Source organism: Parahalioglobus pacificus, assembly GCF_014652275.1.
GTDB lineage: Bacteria > Pseudomonadota > Gammaproteobacteria > Pseudomonadales > Halieaceae > Parahalioglobus > Parahalioglobus pacificus.
In genome coordinates this window covers 736,715-752,362 of record NZ_BMYM01000002.1, presented here as the reverse complement: position 1 = coordinate 752,362, position 15,648 = coordinate 736,715, and the positions used below count along the sequence as shown (strand labels likewise).

Here is a 15,648-nt window from a genome sequence, read left to right as displayed (position 1 = left end):
TAAGCATACCCTAACTTTTCTGAGCCGAGGACCAAACAGGGACTGCTGTTAAATCCACTCTTCAGAATCGACGAGTTTTCTGACCATTAGCTTTAGCCGGTGTCAGGTCTTTCCTACTACCCAATCGATACCCTTATAAGAACCTTAAGCACTCTGTTCTCCTCTCCGCCAGCACTCTAGAACTACACGTGGTAATCATTGCTTCATTTCGGGATAAATCTCCAAGGCGTGATGTAGTCACAGCTCTGAAGAAGTTAAGAGATACCGTATGGTGTCGCCTGGCGAATCTTCCAATTACTGGAGAAATGATGAAAGGGCTGTATTAAGTGTTGAGATATTCTTCGTGAGGTAAACCCTGAACCAGGGCGCGTAATCACTTGGGCGATGATTTACATCGTTGATCACTGACTCCCAGGACGAAAATCGATACTCACGGATCTCGGCCGGATCCGGAGAGATGTCTCCGCGGTGCGTTCCAACGAATATGTGGACATACTCATTTTCGGTAAGCCCGCGAGTGACTTCCGCTCGGTAGCGTATATGTCCCAATCGAGTGAGGACACTGCTGAAACCAAACTCCTCCATTAATCGACGTTGTGCTGCTTTTTTGGTCCGCTCTCCCGGTCGCGGATGGCCACAGCAGGTGTTTGCCCACAGATCCCCGGAGTGATACTTCGAGGTTGCTCTGCGTTGCAGCAGTAACTCCCCTCGCTCATTAAAAATAAAAATTGAGAAAGCCCGATGCAACTTCGATTTTATGTGAGCAAACTGTTTCTCAGCAGCTCCCAGTGGACGATCCTGTTCGTCAACGAGGATAACCGATTCGACTTTGGGATAACGAACGATCGCCTTTACAGTGGTCACGAATTTTCTGCTTTATGTAGATGTGCGAGCACATCGTGTAGGAGCATGTGCGGAACCGTCAACGACGCTAGCCCGATAAATACTGTGCCTAGAAGAAGCTGCTCGATTTCGATATGGGCAGGGAAAATAATCCAGGCGGTCATCGCGATCAGCACGGCAAGCAGTGTGTGCAGAAATGCCGATAACCCAACTCTGTATCCAGCACCCTTAAGTATTCTCAGCAGGTGTCGAACACTGTGTAATCCGCAGAAGTAAACGAGGAAGAATGTGATCGGCGGTAGCGCCCATGCACAGACCAAGAGTATAGAGCTCTCGAACAGAAATTGCGGTTGTCTAGGAGCACGGTACAAGATACTCAAGAAGAGAAATACACCAAACACTACCGCCGAGAAACTCTGCGCGACCACGATGGTCGAAGACGGCTCACCAGTTAGTGCGCTGTAAAGCACCTGCACGCTCTCGGGGTGAAATAGTGCAGGCAGAGAAACAAGCGTAATTCCCGCAGCCAGTCTCTCTAAAGAAACAAGGTGATCTCTCCAATCACCGCTAAAATGCCAAGCGGAAATCAACAAGAAAACACAAAGGCTGAAAACGGGAAACAAAAACCACACGACTGCAGTTAACACAGCCAATCCGGTGTACCACAGATAGAAAACTACAGAGCCCTGCCAGCCGTCGCCGGTAAAGCCGCGACGTTCGGCATACCAGGCATCAATAGCACCATGTGGCAGACCCATGGTAACCACAGCAACCGCGAGAAAGGTAACCGCCGTGCGCCCATCGGGTGCTAGTTCCATGTAGGCTAGAAACAGGGCAACTAGGCAGGCCACGAGAAAAGCGGCGTTGTCGCCTCGGAGGATCATCTAACGACAACCCTCTGCGAAGCTATGTTGTCCTGACGATGGAGCAATGTGTTTAGGAATGGGCGTGGCGGCAATGACTGGACTATCCGCCGCCAAACTCCCAATCGAGAATACCCCGACATAAAATCTGAGAACTCCCCACCTTCCAGCGTGGCCGCAATCGAGTGAAAAAACTCAGCGGACCGATCGGGATGGCGTTTCAAGGTTCTGAGAAAAATCTCGTCCATAAACGATTGGAACTTGCTTGCGCTAGCGTGGGTTTCGCTGCCGTAACCAGAGAGAGAGTAGGCGAAGCGTTCAGCCCATTGCTGGATATTCTGGAATCCGTATCCGGTGGCTGCTCTCAGTGCGCCACCGGATATACCGGCCCGATAAACTTCTTTATCGGCCCCCTCCGTAGCAGGCATGCCCATGGGTAGGGCGCCACACTCTGCATAAATGACACGTCCGTCCTGTCCACCGAGCAAGTTACGAGTGTCTTCTTCTAGGTCTTTTGCCAACTGGGCTTTGGGGCAAAGTGTTGTGCAGAATCTTGTTGTCTCTACAAGTGCCCTTTGAGAGCTAAGCGGTAACACGTATACAAATCTGAAGCCCAAGCCGTCATCGCGCATGTCCGTCATCAGGCCGGCCTTGTGAGGGTCAAACACAGGCCGTTCAGTCTCAACTTCGTGTCCCATAAAGCACTGTAGGAGCGTTGCAGATTGCAATTTCTTCTGCGTTGGCGGTCGTGTATCAACGACGCGGCGTGCATAAACCGCACCATCTGGAAGACTAATTTCCAGCCCGTCGGCGTCTCGACGAATACCGAATACCGGCGCCTGAGTTCTTACATTGACGTTAGGTTCCCTATCGATGATATCCAGAGCATCATTGTAAAAGTCGATGCTTCTTATCATCTGGTAGGAACGTCCGCTGGCCGAGTGAGTTATTGCATCGCCCGACACAGTTGAAATTTCCCACTTAGCCCACTCCTTCGAAACGAGGTGATAAAGATGGTGATTATTACTGGCCCAGAAGCACCAGGTTTTGTCGTTGACATAGTTTCCGCGAGACTCGAGAACCAACGTTTTTGGTGATGTTGGTATACGGCACAGCTCGCGAGCAAGTGACAATCCGGCGCAACCACCTCCGATTATCACAACGTCATATACGTCTACGCGAGACACCCAGGCTTGCCTTCGTATGACACTCGGACGCCGGGAAGCCCAAGTAATGGCGTATGGAGCTTTGAAATGCAGTTTTTCTCCGCAATGTCCGAGGTGCTCTCTCGCGGCTCGGAGAAGAGTGCCCGAAGCGATACTCGTACTTTTCTTGCGTTCCCAACAATGATCCGAGATTCATTGACGTTATAGTCCCGCTCACGGATCAGCTGCCCAATCTCCCGATAAACCGATCGAGCCACACGAACCGCAAATTGTGAACGCAAAGGGATGTAGTGCAAGCCAAGGGCCGCACTCATATAGTAGTCATCGGCGAGATTCAGCAGTTTCTTAAGTCCGGAACTAACAGCCGCTTGCGTGCACGCGCTTGGCGCCACTAGGTCGCGAGCCCGCAGTCTGTCTATCCAACTGCCGGGTATGTACCTGCGACCCATCGCCGCGTCTTCCCGGATATCGCGGGCGATGTTGGTGAGCTGCATCGCGATTCCCAGATCAATCGCAAAGGGTAGCGCTCGACTATCTTTCACATTCATGACGGCACACATCATTAATCCGACCACACCCGCAACTCGGTAAGCGTACTGAACCAGCTCCTCCTGTGTATCGATAGCCACTGTCGTAAGGTCGCTTTCGAGGCCATCAATGAGTATTGCGGCAAGTGCGGGGTCCATTGACGTGTCCCGGGCCAGTGACAGGAAATCAGCAACGACCGGATCGCAGCCAGTACCGGATAGCAAGTGTTTGCGCGTTTCTCGGAGTGCGTTACGGGCAGATTGAATAGTGGCTCGTTCGTCTACGAGATCGTCCAAGTATCTGCAGAACGCATAAAGCCTTGCTGCTTTGTATGAGGTTTCCTTACCCATGAACTTGCTGGCCAACGCAAATGTCTTACCGTGCTTTGCAAGCACCTTGTGAGCGTCACCCGAGGATGTTGGATGTTTGATCACGGAGAAACCTCGTAAGTGCGACAGTCGGCGACCTGAATGTCAGCGGCTGGCACAACTTGGTCGAGGACTTTAGCAGAGCTTAGAACACCAGGTAATCCCGCGCCTGGATGTGTCCCAGCGCCGACGAGGTAAAGGCCCTTTGGACCCTCCCCAACGTTGTGGTAGCGAAACCAGGCAGACTGATAGAAAGTGGGCGCAATTGAGAACCCCGCGCCGTCGGGGCTTAGATAATCCGATTGAAAGTCCTCGGGCGTCATACAGAAGTCACTGGTGATGCAGTCCCGTAAGCCGGGAAGTATAGTCTCGTCCAAAGCTTCCACCATTCGCTCACGCAGGCGATGGCCTTCAACACTCCAGTCAATCTCGGCCGAAAGGTTAGGAACGGGCACCAGTGCGTAAAAACTGTCGCATCCATCAGGAGCGAACGTCGGATCTGTGGCTGTCGGCCGGTGGAGATACATCGAGAAGTCCTCAGAGAGAACTTTGCGATTAAAGATGTCATTCAGTAGATCTTTGTATCTTTTCCCCAACCATATAGTGTGATGTTCGACATCTTCATACGCGCGCGTTGTACCAAAGAAGAGCACGAAGAGGCCCATGCTCTTTCGCGCGAACCGCGTTTTCAATTTTGCCGTTGCCTTGGATTGTCTGTCGTTCAGCATCGACGAGTACAAGAAAGCGGGGTCTGTGTTCGACACGACTATGTCCGCATCAATCCGCTCTCCCGTGTCAAGAAAGACACCGCGCACCCGCTTGTCCTCAACACATATTCTGTCAACGGTTGTGTTCAGCCGAGTGTTAATCCCCTGTTCGGACATCAATCTTGCAAGTGCGTCAACTAATGCACCGGTTCCTCCCATTGCGAAGTGAATGCCATGGGCTCGCTCAAGATAGTGTATGAGGTTATAAATACTCGTTGTTTGGAAAGGATTGCCGCCCACAAGCAGCGGCTGAATCGAAAATGCCCTGCGTAATTTTTCAGACTTCAGATATCGGCGAACGAGTTGCCAGACACTCCTGTAGAGCCCCAGTCTGGCCATGGATGGAATAAGTGCGATCAGCTTGCGCGGGTTATGAAACGGAACGTGGGCGAGTTTTTCGAATCCGAGTTCGTAGATACGGCGACTGGCCTCAACAAGCTCCAGATACCCCTGTTCATCTTCGGGGGCAATGCGTCGAATTTCAGCCAGCGTATCTTCGATGGAGCCGCCGTAGTTAAAGTGGGTACCATCTGCGAATTGAAATCGATACCAAGTATCTAGCGGCTTCAGTGTTACGTAGTCGGCTATATTCCTCCCAAATAGAGCGAATAATTCTTCGAACAAGAACGGTGCAGTGATCACCGTAGGACCAGCGTCGTGACGAAATCCGTCACGAACGTGGACCTGAGCACGTCCACCGAGACGTTGGCAGCGGTCTATGATTTCTACCGTATACCCGCGAGCGCGCAGCCTGAGTGCAGCTGCGATACCTCCGAACCCTGCGCCTACGACAACGGCATGTTGAGTAGGCCCTGGAAATTGTTTCGCTTCCATACAATCACCCGCCTAGTGAAGAGAGCAAGTCTTCTCGGATGTGGCGAGCAACCAGGCGTGCAGCGGTGACACGACCTCTGCAGTCTTCTTTTCCAATTGCTCGAAGAGTCGATCGGCTGTTTCGACTTCAAGCTTGGTAAGTGAAAGAGCAGATCTCAGGGCGACGGATCCTGAAAACGTGATCCAGAACTGTTCCATGAGCTTCTGGGAACATGTTGCTTCATGTCTTGGTTGGGCGAGCGAACGATACAGCGCGTCAAAGTCTCTGCGTGTTGCGGTGTCGAGTGAGTCCGCAAACAGCGAGATAGCAATGTTGGGGCGCATCCTTGAAAAATCTGAGCTCGGATTCGCACTGCTGACGCGCCGATCAAAATTGGCAAGGTCGTTTATCGCCTGGAAGGCTATGGCACACGCGTTGAGGTATTTTTTTGTGCTTCCAGCCACTGAAGAGCTGTCGTAGGTGCGCAGAGCGCCGCAGACCGGAAGACTGAACAGTGGTCCCGTTTTTCTGATGGCAATCGCAAAGCAACGCTCAACTGATGGATAGTGGTTACAGGCAAATTCGCTGGCCTGACCCTGTGCAAGCTCCTTGATGGTCATGCTCAGGGCATCGAGTGTCTCCCTGCGGCGCGTATACCTCCGCGCCGCGGCATAGCTTTCGCTGATGAGTGCGTCTCCAAGGCAGAGTGCCACCTGGGAACCAAACAGGTGCGAGACGGATGCTCGTCCGCGACGTGTTTCATCCATGTCGCAAATGTCGTCATGAACCAACGTTGCGTTGTGCAAGAGCTCTACGGCCACGCCCCATTCAATCGCTTGGTTAGTGTCTGCGCCGTCGGCTAGCGCTGCTCTCACGGCCAGCTGGCCGCGCAGCATCTTTCCATTAGTGCCTAGATGATGAGTGCATGCATCGCGCAGAGGGTTTTCGAATTGCAGTGCGATTCCAAGCAACCGGTCAGCGATACGCTCTTTGCAGTTCTCAAGAGCCGTGTCACCTCTTGGTGTGAGGGTCGTAATGCTATTTATACGCGCGGCCACAGCAACCATAGTTAACTCCCGGGCGTTTGTTGTTTGAGTTATGTGGTTGGTTACGCGCGGTTTTCGCTAGGGGATCAAAATATTGAAAGTGAATGAACCAGACCATTAACAGTGTGCGTAACTGCATTAACCGGCCCCATCGGGGCGGTGAGCGGTATCTCTCTCAGCACGCATCAAGGAGATGACGATGTTTAATAAAAAACGCTTTATCGTCACCCCTGCAGTAGTCACGGGTTTACTCGTGGCGGGCACAAGCGCATTCGCTGGTGACTCGACTATGCTGCAGTCAGGTGATTTTGTTGGTTATTCCTTCTGGTTGATTTCAATGGCGCTCGCCGCGTCGACGATATTCTTCCTGATGGAATCTCTGCGCATCGGTGGTAAGTGGGCAACTTCGCTTACCGTATCTGCGCTCGTAACTTTCATTGCCGCGTTCCATTATTTCTACATGCGAGAAGTGTGGGTCGCAACGGGCGACACTCCGACAGACTTCAGGTACATAGATTGGCTGTTGACAGTTCCCCTGCTAATGATTGAGTTTTACTTAATACTCGCTGCAATAACCAAGGTTTCAGGCGGCATTTTCTGGCGGTTACTGATCGGTACCTTGGTCATGTTGATTCCCGGATACATGGGTGAAGCCGGTTACCTGAATGTTACTGTTGGCTTCGCGATTGGCATGTTGGGGTGGGCATACATTCTGTACGAGATATTCTTTGGGGAAGCCAGCAAAGTCGCAGCGACTGAAGCTCCTCCTGCCGTGCAAAAGGCCTACACGCTGATGAAGTGGACAGTGACCGTGGGCTGGGCTATCTATCCCATCGGCTACTTCCTGGGCTATCTCGCGGGAGGCACAGACGTTGGAACTCTCAACATCGTGTATAACCTCGCGGATGTCCTGAACAAGATCGCGTTTGGTCTGTTCATCTGGTACGCCGCTAACGAAGCGACGGCAGCTAAGGAGTAGCCTTTTGCTAGTGCCTGCGGGGCTTCAACCTGGAGTTTCGCAGGCTTTTTCCTGAAAATGAGTCGATACTTTCCTGTACAAAACCTCGTCAAGGTTGCCCGATCCGGCATGTGAGCTATTTTAAATAAACGCCGGACGTCTTAAGTCGGCAATCACAGTAAATTCTCAACAATGAGGCGAAGTAAGATGGCGGGAAAATTTGAGCTCAAGAAATCTCCCAGCGGCAAGTTCATGTTCAATTTGAAGGCAGGTAACGGACAAATCATCCTCACCAGCCAGATGTATGCAACCAAGGCGTCTGCTGCTAACGGCATTGAGTCGGTCAGAAAGAACAGTCAGGATGACTCGCGCTTTGATCGCAAGGTAGCTAAGAACGGTGAGCCCTTTTTCAGTCTCACATCGTCGAATGGCCAGAACATCGGGAAGTCAGAAAGCTATTCGTCGGCGTCCGCGATGGAAAATGGAGTGGCGTCAGTGAAGAAAAACGCGCCCGACGCGCCCGTTGCTGACAATACCTGACTGACCCGGGCGGCGGTCAGCTCAGGAATGACTTGGCTGCCCCCATCAATCTGGTCAGTCGGCCGACCTGCTCCAACAGGCCGCCGCCGCTGGCCTTGTCCATCACCTGGGGAATGACGTCGGTCAGGCCTGACGCTGCGCCAACTTTGGCGCAACTCCGCTATCAAAGTAGTCGGGTGCATTCGGCGACTCCCCACGCCCAGTGTTTGGAAGGAGTGTAGACGATCGATCCCCGATCATTGGGTCGTGGGTTTCAGCAGATGCCTTACTGCAGCTTCGCCTGGTCCGGGGGTGGTTGCGGTGAGTGCAACTACCCCGTTGTGTAGAACGTGGGTGATGCCGGCCCCACCGGCAGACCAGCAACAAACGTCCAGACAAAAAAGAAAATCGACCACAGCACCAGGAACGCAACGGAATACGGCAACATCATTGCTATCAGCGTCCCCACGCCGGCCCGCGGTTGATAGCGCGTTACGAATGCCATAATCAGTCCGAAGTAACTCATCATCGGCGTGATGATATTGGTGCTTGAGTCACCGATTCGATACGCCGCCTGAATCACCTCGGGCGAATAGCCCAGCAACATCAGCATGGGCACGAATATGGGCGCCGTCACCGCCCACTGCGCAGACGCCGAGCCCAGCATTAAGTTGATAAAGGCGCACACAAGGATGAACAGGAAGAACAGCAGTGGACCGGTAAGCCCGATGTTCTCCAGGAAGGTGGCGCCAGCCACTGCGGTGATGGAACCCAAATTGGTCCAGGCAAAGAACTTCACAAACTGCGCAGCGAAGAACACCAGCGCAATATAGAGCCCCAGCGTGCTCATGGCATGGGCCATGGCATCAATCACGTCACGGTCGTTCCGAATCGTACCGACAACGCGACCGTAGACGATGCCAACCATCAGGAAGTACACGAAGATGATGGCAACGATGCCCTTGAGAAAGGGCGATCCAGCCACCGCACCTGTTTCCTGGTTTCTGAGTATCGCGCCTTCAGGCACAACCAACAGGGCAATGACAACCGCGAACAGGACTGTTGCCCAGAGTGATTGCCAGAGTCCGCGTTTCTCATTCGCGGTTAGCGGGTCCATCCGGTGCGCATCTTCATCATCCATGCCTTGTGGCGAACCCTCGTACACACCCAAGGACGGCTCTACCACTTTAAGGCTGATGAAGCTGCCAACAGCCGTAATCAGGAACGTGCTGGCGATCATAAAGTACCAGTTAGCGCTGACATCGACTTCGTAGTCTGGGTCGATCAGGCGCGCCGCCTCTGTTGTAATTCCAGACAGCAGCGGATCTACCGTTCCTATCAACAGGTTCGCGCTGTAACCCCCGGAGACACCGGCAAAGGCAGCAGCAAGCCCGGCAAGCGGATGTCGACCCAGCGAGTAGAAAACGACCGCCGCCAGCGGCACCAGCACAACGTAACCCATCTCGGAGGCGGTGTTAGACAGCACACCTGCGAGCACGATGATTACCGTGACCAGGCTGGGCGGCGCATTGATGACCATGCCCCGAATAACGGCAGTCAGCCACCCCGAACGCTCAGCAACACCCACCCCCAGGAGAGCGACCAGCACCGTACCCAGCGGTGCAAACTCAACGAAATTGCGCACCAGGTTGAGGACGATCATCCTCAGGCCCTCAGCGTTCATAAGGCTGACAACCTCAATCATGCCGTTCGCAGCCCGCCCACTGGCGCCCTCCGGACGCGGGTCCGCAACCGATAACTCAAAATAACCAAGAATCCCCGATAAGACGACAACACCGCAGGCAAACAGCGCAAACAAGGTCACTGGATGAGGCAAGGCATTGCCCAACCACTCAACCACATGCAGGAAGCGGGTGATTCGGCTCTGGCCCTGTGGGGCCGCGGGCTTTTCGGTCATGAAGTGAGTACTCAGTCTGGTGAAACGGTGGGGCGCTTGTCGGTTGGAGTCTACGGCAATCGCTACCAAAAGTGGCTAAAAACTCCGGGGTTGTGGGGCGAGCCGCTCACCAGATGCGCCATTACGCATTCAATACTTTGCACTCAAAAACCCAGACGCCCATCACAGCCACTCGAAGACGGCAAGACGACAAGGCGACAAGGCGACAAGGCGACAGTCAAATCAATATGCAGCGTGGGCGGTAGACCTCACTACGAGACAGCAGTCACAAATCGATGAATCTCCCGCCTTCACTCGCTAACCTACGCAGTCTATCAGCGGGCGCCAGGCGATCGTCTTCAGCAGCCAATTGCTCCATTCTGGCCAATACGTTCTCTGCACCCACCACATCGCCGTAGTACATGGGACCGCCTTTGTCGCGCGGCCAGCCGTAACCATTGAGCCAGATCACATCGATATCGCTGGGACGCTGGGCTTTACCCTCCTCCAGGATCTTCAGTCCCTCATTGATCATGGGGAAAACACAGATTTCGATAATCTCGTCAGCCTCGAGACTCACCGGCTCGGTATTCCCGGTAATCTCACGAATAATCCCGGCGGTCACCTCAGAAGGTACGCGGTTTCGCTCAGCGTCATAGTCGTAATACCCCGCACCTGTTTTCTGACCGCGGCGATCCATTTCACAGAGGGCATCACGAATGGGGTTGGCAGTTGTGGCCCCCTTCTTCCAGCCGATATCCAGGCCAGCGAGGTCAGACATCTGGAACGGCCCCATGCGAAAGCCGAAACGGTTAAACGCATCGTCCACATCCCAGGGCATCACTCCCCGATCCACAAGGGCATTTGCGGCAATGCCCCGGTACGCCAAGATGCGATTGCCCACGAAACCCTGGCAGACGCCCACCAGCGCGGCGATCTTGTTAATGGTTTTGGCGAGCGTCATCGAGGTCGCAATCACGTCATTGGCGGTATGGTCTGCGCGCACCACCTCCAGCAGCTTCATAACATTGGCCGGCGAAAAAAAATGCAGTCCGATAACGTCCTCAGGCCGCGAGGTCTGAGCCGCTATCTCATCGATATCCAGTGCCGAGGTGTTTGTCGCCAAGATGGCGCCGGGCTTAGCGATCTTATCCAGCCGAGAAAATATGCTCTTCTTGATCTCCATATCTTCAAACACGGCTTCGATGATCAAATCGCAGTCGGCAAGCTCAGACATATCCAACGACTGGCTAAGCCTGCCCATTCGCACATCCACTTCTTCCACCGGGAAACGACCGCGACTGGCACTGCGCTCGTAGTTTTTACGAATGACGCCAAAGCCGCGATCCAATGCCGCCTGCTCGGTCTCAACGATAGTCACCGGTATTTCGGCATTGGCGAAATTCATGGAGATTCCGCCGCCCATGGTGCCGGCACCAATAATACCCACGGAACTAATCGCTCGCGTTGGCGTTCCTGCCGGGAGGCATTCGATCTCGGCGGCCATCATCTCGGCGCGCGCGATGTAATCATCAACATCGGGAAGTGACATCAGTTTGCTCTCTTTAAGGGTCCTAGAAATCCTTGCCCCAGTATAGACACCGGCTTTCAGAGGATCACTGTGCCTTTGTGGGAATGCTTTCGATGAAGAGCAGCCGTCGATTCAGGATGCGAAGCGGCTCACTGAGAGAACAGGTGTAGGGGCGTGTACGCTTGCCACACAGGCAAGCGTCAAGTGTGCAATCTGAAAGATCGGGAGCGCAATGATTGTGGACCGGCCGGTCCGACACTGGCACAGGTCAGGGGCGATTGGCCGTTGTGCGCGTCACGTCCATACCGACACCAATAATGGTGTAACGATTTGCGCCCTGCGCTCTGTCCCAAAAACCTTTGCTGCTGCCCCGCTGGATAAACCGGTAGCTGATTGCCGTACCCGCGCTATCCACACTGACACGCACAAGGCGATTGGTTCCAGCATTATCCAGCAGGTCATTGCCCAGCATCTGCTCCAGGGTTTGATTGGGAAATGCCATCCCACCCCCCAAGCGCACCGAATGATCGTAATACTCATTGCCCATCGTGGGCTCGCCCTGAGTCTCTAGCAGTACGCCATCGCTCAGTCGAAAACGGGTAAGCCTCGGATAGACGCTTAGCCGTATGCCACTAGCCAGAGTTTCGCCGTCCCAGGCGAAGCTGGCATCCGATGTATCCAGCCTGACTACACTGCCACTCCCCACAACCCGCGCCTCTCCCGTGCCGAGGTCTACCGATAGCGCAGTATCTTCATCTACACCCAGACCAACCTGCTCGCCAGTGAGCGGCAATGCCCTGATCAAACGGCCCAGCCGGGCCTTGCGATCAAAGTGCTGGTCGACCAGCCCCCTCGGCAAAAAGCCCAAACCTGCGGACAGACTGAGGTGACCCTGCTCCTGCTCGGTCATGGCGTTGTACTCACCGGGCTCAGGCTGCGTGAGTGCCGTAAAACTGTCACCGCCGGTAATCATCAATGTGCTCATGATGGCGGCACCTGCGGAAGTGCCGCCAATCACCGCGCCGTCCTGCAGTCGCTTGCGCAGCAGCTGCAGGAACGGAGACTCCTCACCGGAGGCGCTACGGGTGAGCTGTGTGATTCGTGACTGGTCGCCGCCGGTAAACCAGAACCCTGCGGCAGTTTCGATGCGCCTCACCAGCGCACTGTCCCAGGCATTCTCCTTCCAGGACGACTCGTCCACATCCTCTGTGCCGCGATCATCCAGCAAGGCCAGCGGGAATACTTCCAGACGCGCAGCGTCTACCCCAAACATCGCCAGCGACTCGGCAGCAGACTGGCCCGAACGCGCGGGGCGCCCACTGGCTGCGGGAATCACCACAACCGGGCCGTCGCCAGAGAGATGCGTGACAAACTCACCGAATACCTCAGCGTTATCTGCACGCACAGCGCCACCGGCGATAACCAACTGACCGGTGGCATGCACAGCGGATTGGCTAAAGATTGCGGCCATTGCCACGGCTGCTCGGCACCAGCTGAGTACTGCGCTGCGTTTATCCATTCGTAGCTTCATCAGAACCCATAGGTGTAACGCAGCGTAATGTAACGGCCCATCGAGTCGTGATTCAGATAATCCACATTCGATGACAGACCCAATACCTCGGGTGGCTCTTCGTCTGTGAGGTTACGGACGGTGAGCGCCAGCGTGTTGTTCTGGTTCATATCCCAGTAGAGGTTGAGATCCAGGACAGTCCATGAATCGACATCGACGCGCGCATCACTGGGAAGGCCCACGGCCTCCAGAGTGCGGGGGCTGGGGTCATCTCGATAACCGTCGGTGTACCGAAGACCCAGTGAACCGCCCCACGTATCACGGTCGTACCGCACTTTGGCATTAGCCAGAAGCTCTGGGTACAAAAACTCTCCCGCCTCATCTATCACCGGTGACGCGTCTGAAGACTGGCGCTCGTACTCGATCAGGTAAGTCATATCTGCCAGCAGGGTGATTGTTGCGGCGCCCACATCGATGCTCTGTGTGTAGGCCAGGTCGATACCACTCACATCTTCAAAGCCCAGGTTGGACAGCTCGAAGTGCGCGTCGACAACAAAGCCGTCTTCAACTTCAAGCCCGGCTTCACCAGTGGGCAGTTCACCCTCGCCTACTACCGGGTACTGACCAGCGAGTGCACGACGAATAAAGTCGTCCTCATCGATACCGATCACATCGTCGTAGCTGATGCTCCAGTAATCCACGGTGAGATCAATATCCTGCGTGGGTGACCACACGAAGCCTGCACCCCAAGTATCGGCGGTCTCGGGCTCAAGGTTGTCATTGGCCACATCTTCGGAGAACAGCGATTCGCCATCACCTTCATCAATCCCATCACAGGCTCCCGGAGTCTCTACACAGTTCACTGTGTAAGAGCTCAGCAATGTGCCTGCGCCGACTTGCGCTAGTGAAGGCGCGCGATAGCTGGTGGAGTAGTTAGTACGCAGAATCAGGCTTTCCAGTGGCTGCCAGCGCAGGGCGACCTTGGGATTAAAGTCGCCGCCAAACGTATCGTAATCGTCGTAGCGCCCGGCCAGCGTGAGGTCCAGGTTATCAGTCAGCGGGATATAGAACTCGGCGAACAGCGCCCACTGGTCGCGCTCTGCATCCGCTGATGTGGAGCTGAAGCCCAGGATCGGTTCCGGGTTGGTGGTGGTTGCCACCGCGATACCCGAAGGCACATCTTTCACCTCTTCGTGTCGCCATTCGCCACCGAATGCGGCCTGTATTTCCCGGTTATTGAACTCAAACAGTGTTCCCGAGGTGACGAAGTCCAGCGAGTACATTTCGGAGTCGCCGTTGCGTCTTGCGGTGGTGCGCAGGGCTTCATCGATACCGTCAGCCTGTGACGCCTGACCATTGAACGGGTTGTACCACAGGGTACTACGACCATCGTCCTCGCAGGTGTTGCCGATAAAGTCGGCATCCGGGCGGGCGGGATCTACGTCCCAGCGCTCAACGCGGCTGCCGTCCGTGCACAGGTTGCCAAGCGCGGCGTCATAGAACGCTTCTGCAACTACCAGACCGCTAATGCCGCGCTGCTCAGACTCGTTGGAGCCGTAGGTAAACGCCGTCTCGAGGTTCCAGCCGTTGTCGAAATCGATTTCGAGACCGGACACCAAGCGGTAGGTTTCCGACTCTACAGATACCGCGCGCGGCTCGGGGATTTTGCCCCAGGCATACACGGGGAAGCCAAAGAAGTCGCTCCAGTCGTCAGCCCCGCCGTTGTCGCCCACAGCAATCAGGTCGTCGATCAGCTCCTGGGGCCACAGCGGGCTCTCGGGATCAAAGGGTGCGCGCGAAAAGTTCGCAGGCGAGCTGGTGCCATCAGACTCGGTGCTTTGATACAGCACCTCGTTGAACCAGGTCGTGTTTTCATTGACCTGGAAGTTGTAGGTGAACACGCCACCAATGCTTTCGAACTCGTCGAGCACGGAGGTAAACGCGTTGGTGTTCACTTCACAGAACTCACCAAAGTTGCCAATGCCGAAATCTTCAGCCGCACAGCCACCGTTCTCGGGTTTCTCAACCTGATCCTGTGAGTCGGCGAAGAACAGGTCATTGAACGAGGGGAAAAAGCCTTGCTGGCTGGGGCGTTTGGAGACCGCACTCACATCGCGATCGCGGTTAAACATCGCGTTGCGCTTGTAGTAATCGACGATCGCCATCACGTGGTGTCGCTCGTTGCCAACGCCCGCCGCCAGGTTCAGATTGTATCGACCTTCATCGGTGCTATCGGTGGAATCACCGTAGGAGCCTGTGATTTCAAAGCCTTCGTAGTCTTTGCGCAGCTCGTAGTTGATCACACCGGCGACTGCATCGGCGCCGTAGGTGGCCGACGCACCACTGGGCAGAATCTCAATGCGCTCGATGGCTGCAGCCGGTATGGAGTTCACGTCGATAAACGAAGCCTGCCCATTGGCGAAGGAGCTGACCGTGGAGCGCCTGCCGTTGATCAGTGTCAGCGTGGAGCCCGTGCCAAGTCCGCGCAGGGAGACTGAGGACGCACCCACCGGAGTATCACCCGACAGGGCTCCCGCAGTTGCTGTGGTGAAGGTACCGGAACCACCACCCGTCACGGTGAGGTCCTGCATCAACTCACCGATACGCAGAGCCCCCGATTCGAGAATGTCCTGCCGGTTAAGCTGTATCGCCTGCGTTCCGCCTTTCAGGTCCAGGCCCTTAATGTGCGAGCCTGTAACCAAAACCTCTTCCAGGTTTGCGGTCTCGTCCTGCGCCAAGGCTGTTGCGGAAAGCAGTGTCAGTGCGCTGGCACATGCCAGCGATAACGGTCTGCGTTTAAAGGTTGTTTTCATGGTTTTGGTCCCCCAAATAAAAAGT

Annotated in this window: 12 protein-coding genes; 2 read left to right on the top strand and 10 right to left on the bottom strand. The window is 54.8% G+C overall.

Annotation, left to right across the window (positions count from 1 at the left end; translation table 11 throughout):
• Nucleotides 1–294: 294 nt before the first annotated feature.
• Genes idi through IE089_RS12145 form a run of 6 tightly spaced genes read right to left on the bottom strand, consistent with a single transcriptional unit; the run spans nucleotide 295 to nucleotide 6,416 of the window.
• Nucleotides 295–864 carry an isopentenyl-diphosphate Delta-isomerase gene (idi, locus tag IE089_RS12170; RefSeq protein WP_229802741.1) on the bottom strand — a complete coding sequence of 190 codons (570 nt, stop codon included), beginning with the start codon at nucleotides 862–864 and terminating at the stop codon, nucleotides 295–297.
• Entirely contained in the window at nucleotides 861–1,727 is an 867-nt protein-coding gene (locus IE089_RS12165) for a Brp/Blh family beta-carotene 15,15'-dioxygenase (protein ID WP_189478072.1), read from the bottom strand. Before IE089_RS12165 ends, idi begins: the two co-directional genes overlap by 4 nt.
• Entirely contained in the window at nucleotides 1,724–2,893 is a 1,170-nt protein-coding gene (locus IE089_RS12160) for a lycopene cyclase family protein (RefSeq protein WP_189478071.1), read from the bottom strand. Before IE089_RS12160 ends, IE089_RS12165 begins: the two co-directional genes overlap by 4 nt.
• Nucleotides 2,881–3,834 (bottom strand): phytoene/squalene synthase family protein, encoded by a 954-nt coding sequence (locus IE089_RS12155; RefSeq protein ID WP_189478070.1) that lies wholly within the window; start codon nucleotides 3,832–3,834, stop codon nucleotides 2,881–2,883. Before IE089_RS12155 ends, IE089_RS12160 begins: the two co-directional genes overlap by 13 nt.
• Complete coding sequence (crtI, locus tag IE089_RS12150) at nucleotides 3,831–5,369, bottom strand: phytoene desaturase family protein (protein ID WP_189478069.1); 1,539 nt, start codon at nucleotides 5,367–5,369, stop codon at nucleotides 3,831–3,833. Before crtI ends, IE089_RS12155 begins: the two co-directional genes overlap by 4 nt.
• 12 nt (nucleotides 5,370–5,381) lie before the next feature.
• Nucleotides 5,382–6,416 (bottom strand): polyprenyl synthetase family protein, encoded by a 1,035-nt coding sequence (locus tag IE089_RS12145; RefSeq protein ID WP_189478068.1) that lies wholly within the window; start codon nucleotides 6,414–6,416, stop codon nucleotides 5,382–5,384.
• Between the two features lie 178 nt (nucleotides 6,417–6,594).
• Between IE089_RS12145 and IE089_RS12140 the strand changes: the two genes are divergently transcribed.
• Nucleotides 6,595–7,374, top strand: a complete 780-nt coding sequence (locus IE089_RS12140) for a bacteriorhodopsin-like (protein ID WP_229802740.1) — start codon at nucleotides 6,595–6,597, stop codon at nucleotides 7,372–7,374.
• Nucleotides 7,375–7,560: 186 nt separating this feature from the next.
• Complete coding sequence (locus IE089_RS12135) at nucleotides 7,561–7,893, top strand: YegP family protein (RefSeq protein ID WP_189478066.1); 333 nt, start codon at nucleotides 7,561–7,563, stop codon at nucleotides 7,891–7,893.
• 310 nt (nucleotides 7,894–8,203) lie between these two features.
• Here IE089_RS12135 and IE089_RS12130 read toward each other — a convergent pair whose 3' ends face one another.
• The 4 genes from IE089_RS12130 to IE089_RS12115 all read right to left on the bottom strand — a co-directional run bounded on the left by IE089_RS12130 (nucleotide 8,204) and on the right by IE089_RS12115 (nucleotide 15,623).
• Nucleotides 8,204–9,790, bottom strand: coding sequence for an AbgT family transporter (locus IE089_RS12130; RefSeq protein ID WP_189478065.1), 1,587 nt, complete (start codon nucleotides 9,788–9,790; stop codon nucleotides 8,204–8,206).
• A gap of 265 nt (nucleotides 9,791–10,055) precedes the next feature.
• Nucleotides 10,056–11,321 (bottom strand): 3-hydroxyacyl-CoA dehydrogenase, encoded by a 1,266-nt coding sequence (locus IE089_RS12125; RefSeq protein ID WP_189478064.1) that lies wholly within the window; start codon nucleotides 11,319–11,321, stop codon nucleotides 10,056–10,058.
• Between the two features lie 247 nt (nucleotides 11,322–11,568).
• Nucleotides 11,569–12,819, bottom strand: coding sequence for a cyanophycinase (locus IE089_RS12120; RefSeq protein ID WP_189478063.1), 1,251 nt, complete (start codon nucleotides 12,817–12,819; stop codon nucleotides 11,569–11,571).
• 11 nt (nucleotides 12,820–12,830) lie between these two features.
• Nucleotides 12,831–15,623, bottom strand: a complete 2,793-nt coding sequence (locus IE089_RS12115) for a TonB-dependent receptor domain-containing protein (RefSeq protein WP_189478062.1) — start codon at nucleotides 15,621–15,623, stop codon at nucleotides 12,831–12,833.
• Nucleotides 15,624–15,648: the final 25 nt, after the last annotated feature.

Bases quoted from the DNA above. Each gene is read 5' to 3' on its own strand.
- IE089_RS12165 (WP_189478072.1), bottom strand. From the start codon at position 1,727: ATGATCCTCCGAGGCGACAACGCCGCTTTTCTCGTGGCCTGCCTAGTT.
- crtI (WP_189478069.1), bottom strand. From the start codon at position 5,369: ATGGAAGCGAAACAATTTCCAGGGCCTACTCAACATGCCGTTGTCGTA.
- IE089_RS12145 (WP_189478068.1), bottom strand. From the start codon at position 6,416: ATGGTTGCTGTGGCCGCGCGTATAAATAGCATTACGACCCTCACACCA.
- IE089_RS12140 (WP_229802740.1), top strand. From the start codon at position 6,595: ATGTTTAATAAAAAACGCTTTATCGTCACCCCTGCAGTAGTCACGGGT.
- IE089_RS12135 (WP_189478066.1), top strand. From the start codon at position 7,561: ATGGCGGGAAAATTTGAGCTCAAGAAATCTCCCAGCGGCAAGTTCATG.
- IE089_RS12130 (WP_189478065.1), bottom strand. From the start codon at position 9,790: ATGACCGAAAAGCCCGCGGCCCCACAGGGCCAGAGCCGAATCACCCGC.
- IE089_RS12125 (WP_189478064.1), bottom strand. From the start codon at position 11,321: ATGTCACTTCCCGATGTTGATGATTACATCGCGCGCGCCGAGATGATG.
- IE089_RS12120 (WP_189478063.1), bottom strand. From the start codon at position 12,819: ATGGATAAACGCAGCGCAGTACTCAGCTGGTGCCGAGCAGCCGTGGCA.
- IE089_RS12115 (WP_189478062.1), bottom strand. From the start codon at position 15,623: ATGAAAACAACCTTTAAACGCAGACCGTTATCGCTGGCATGTGCCAGC.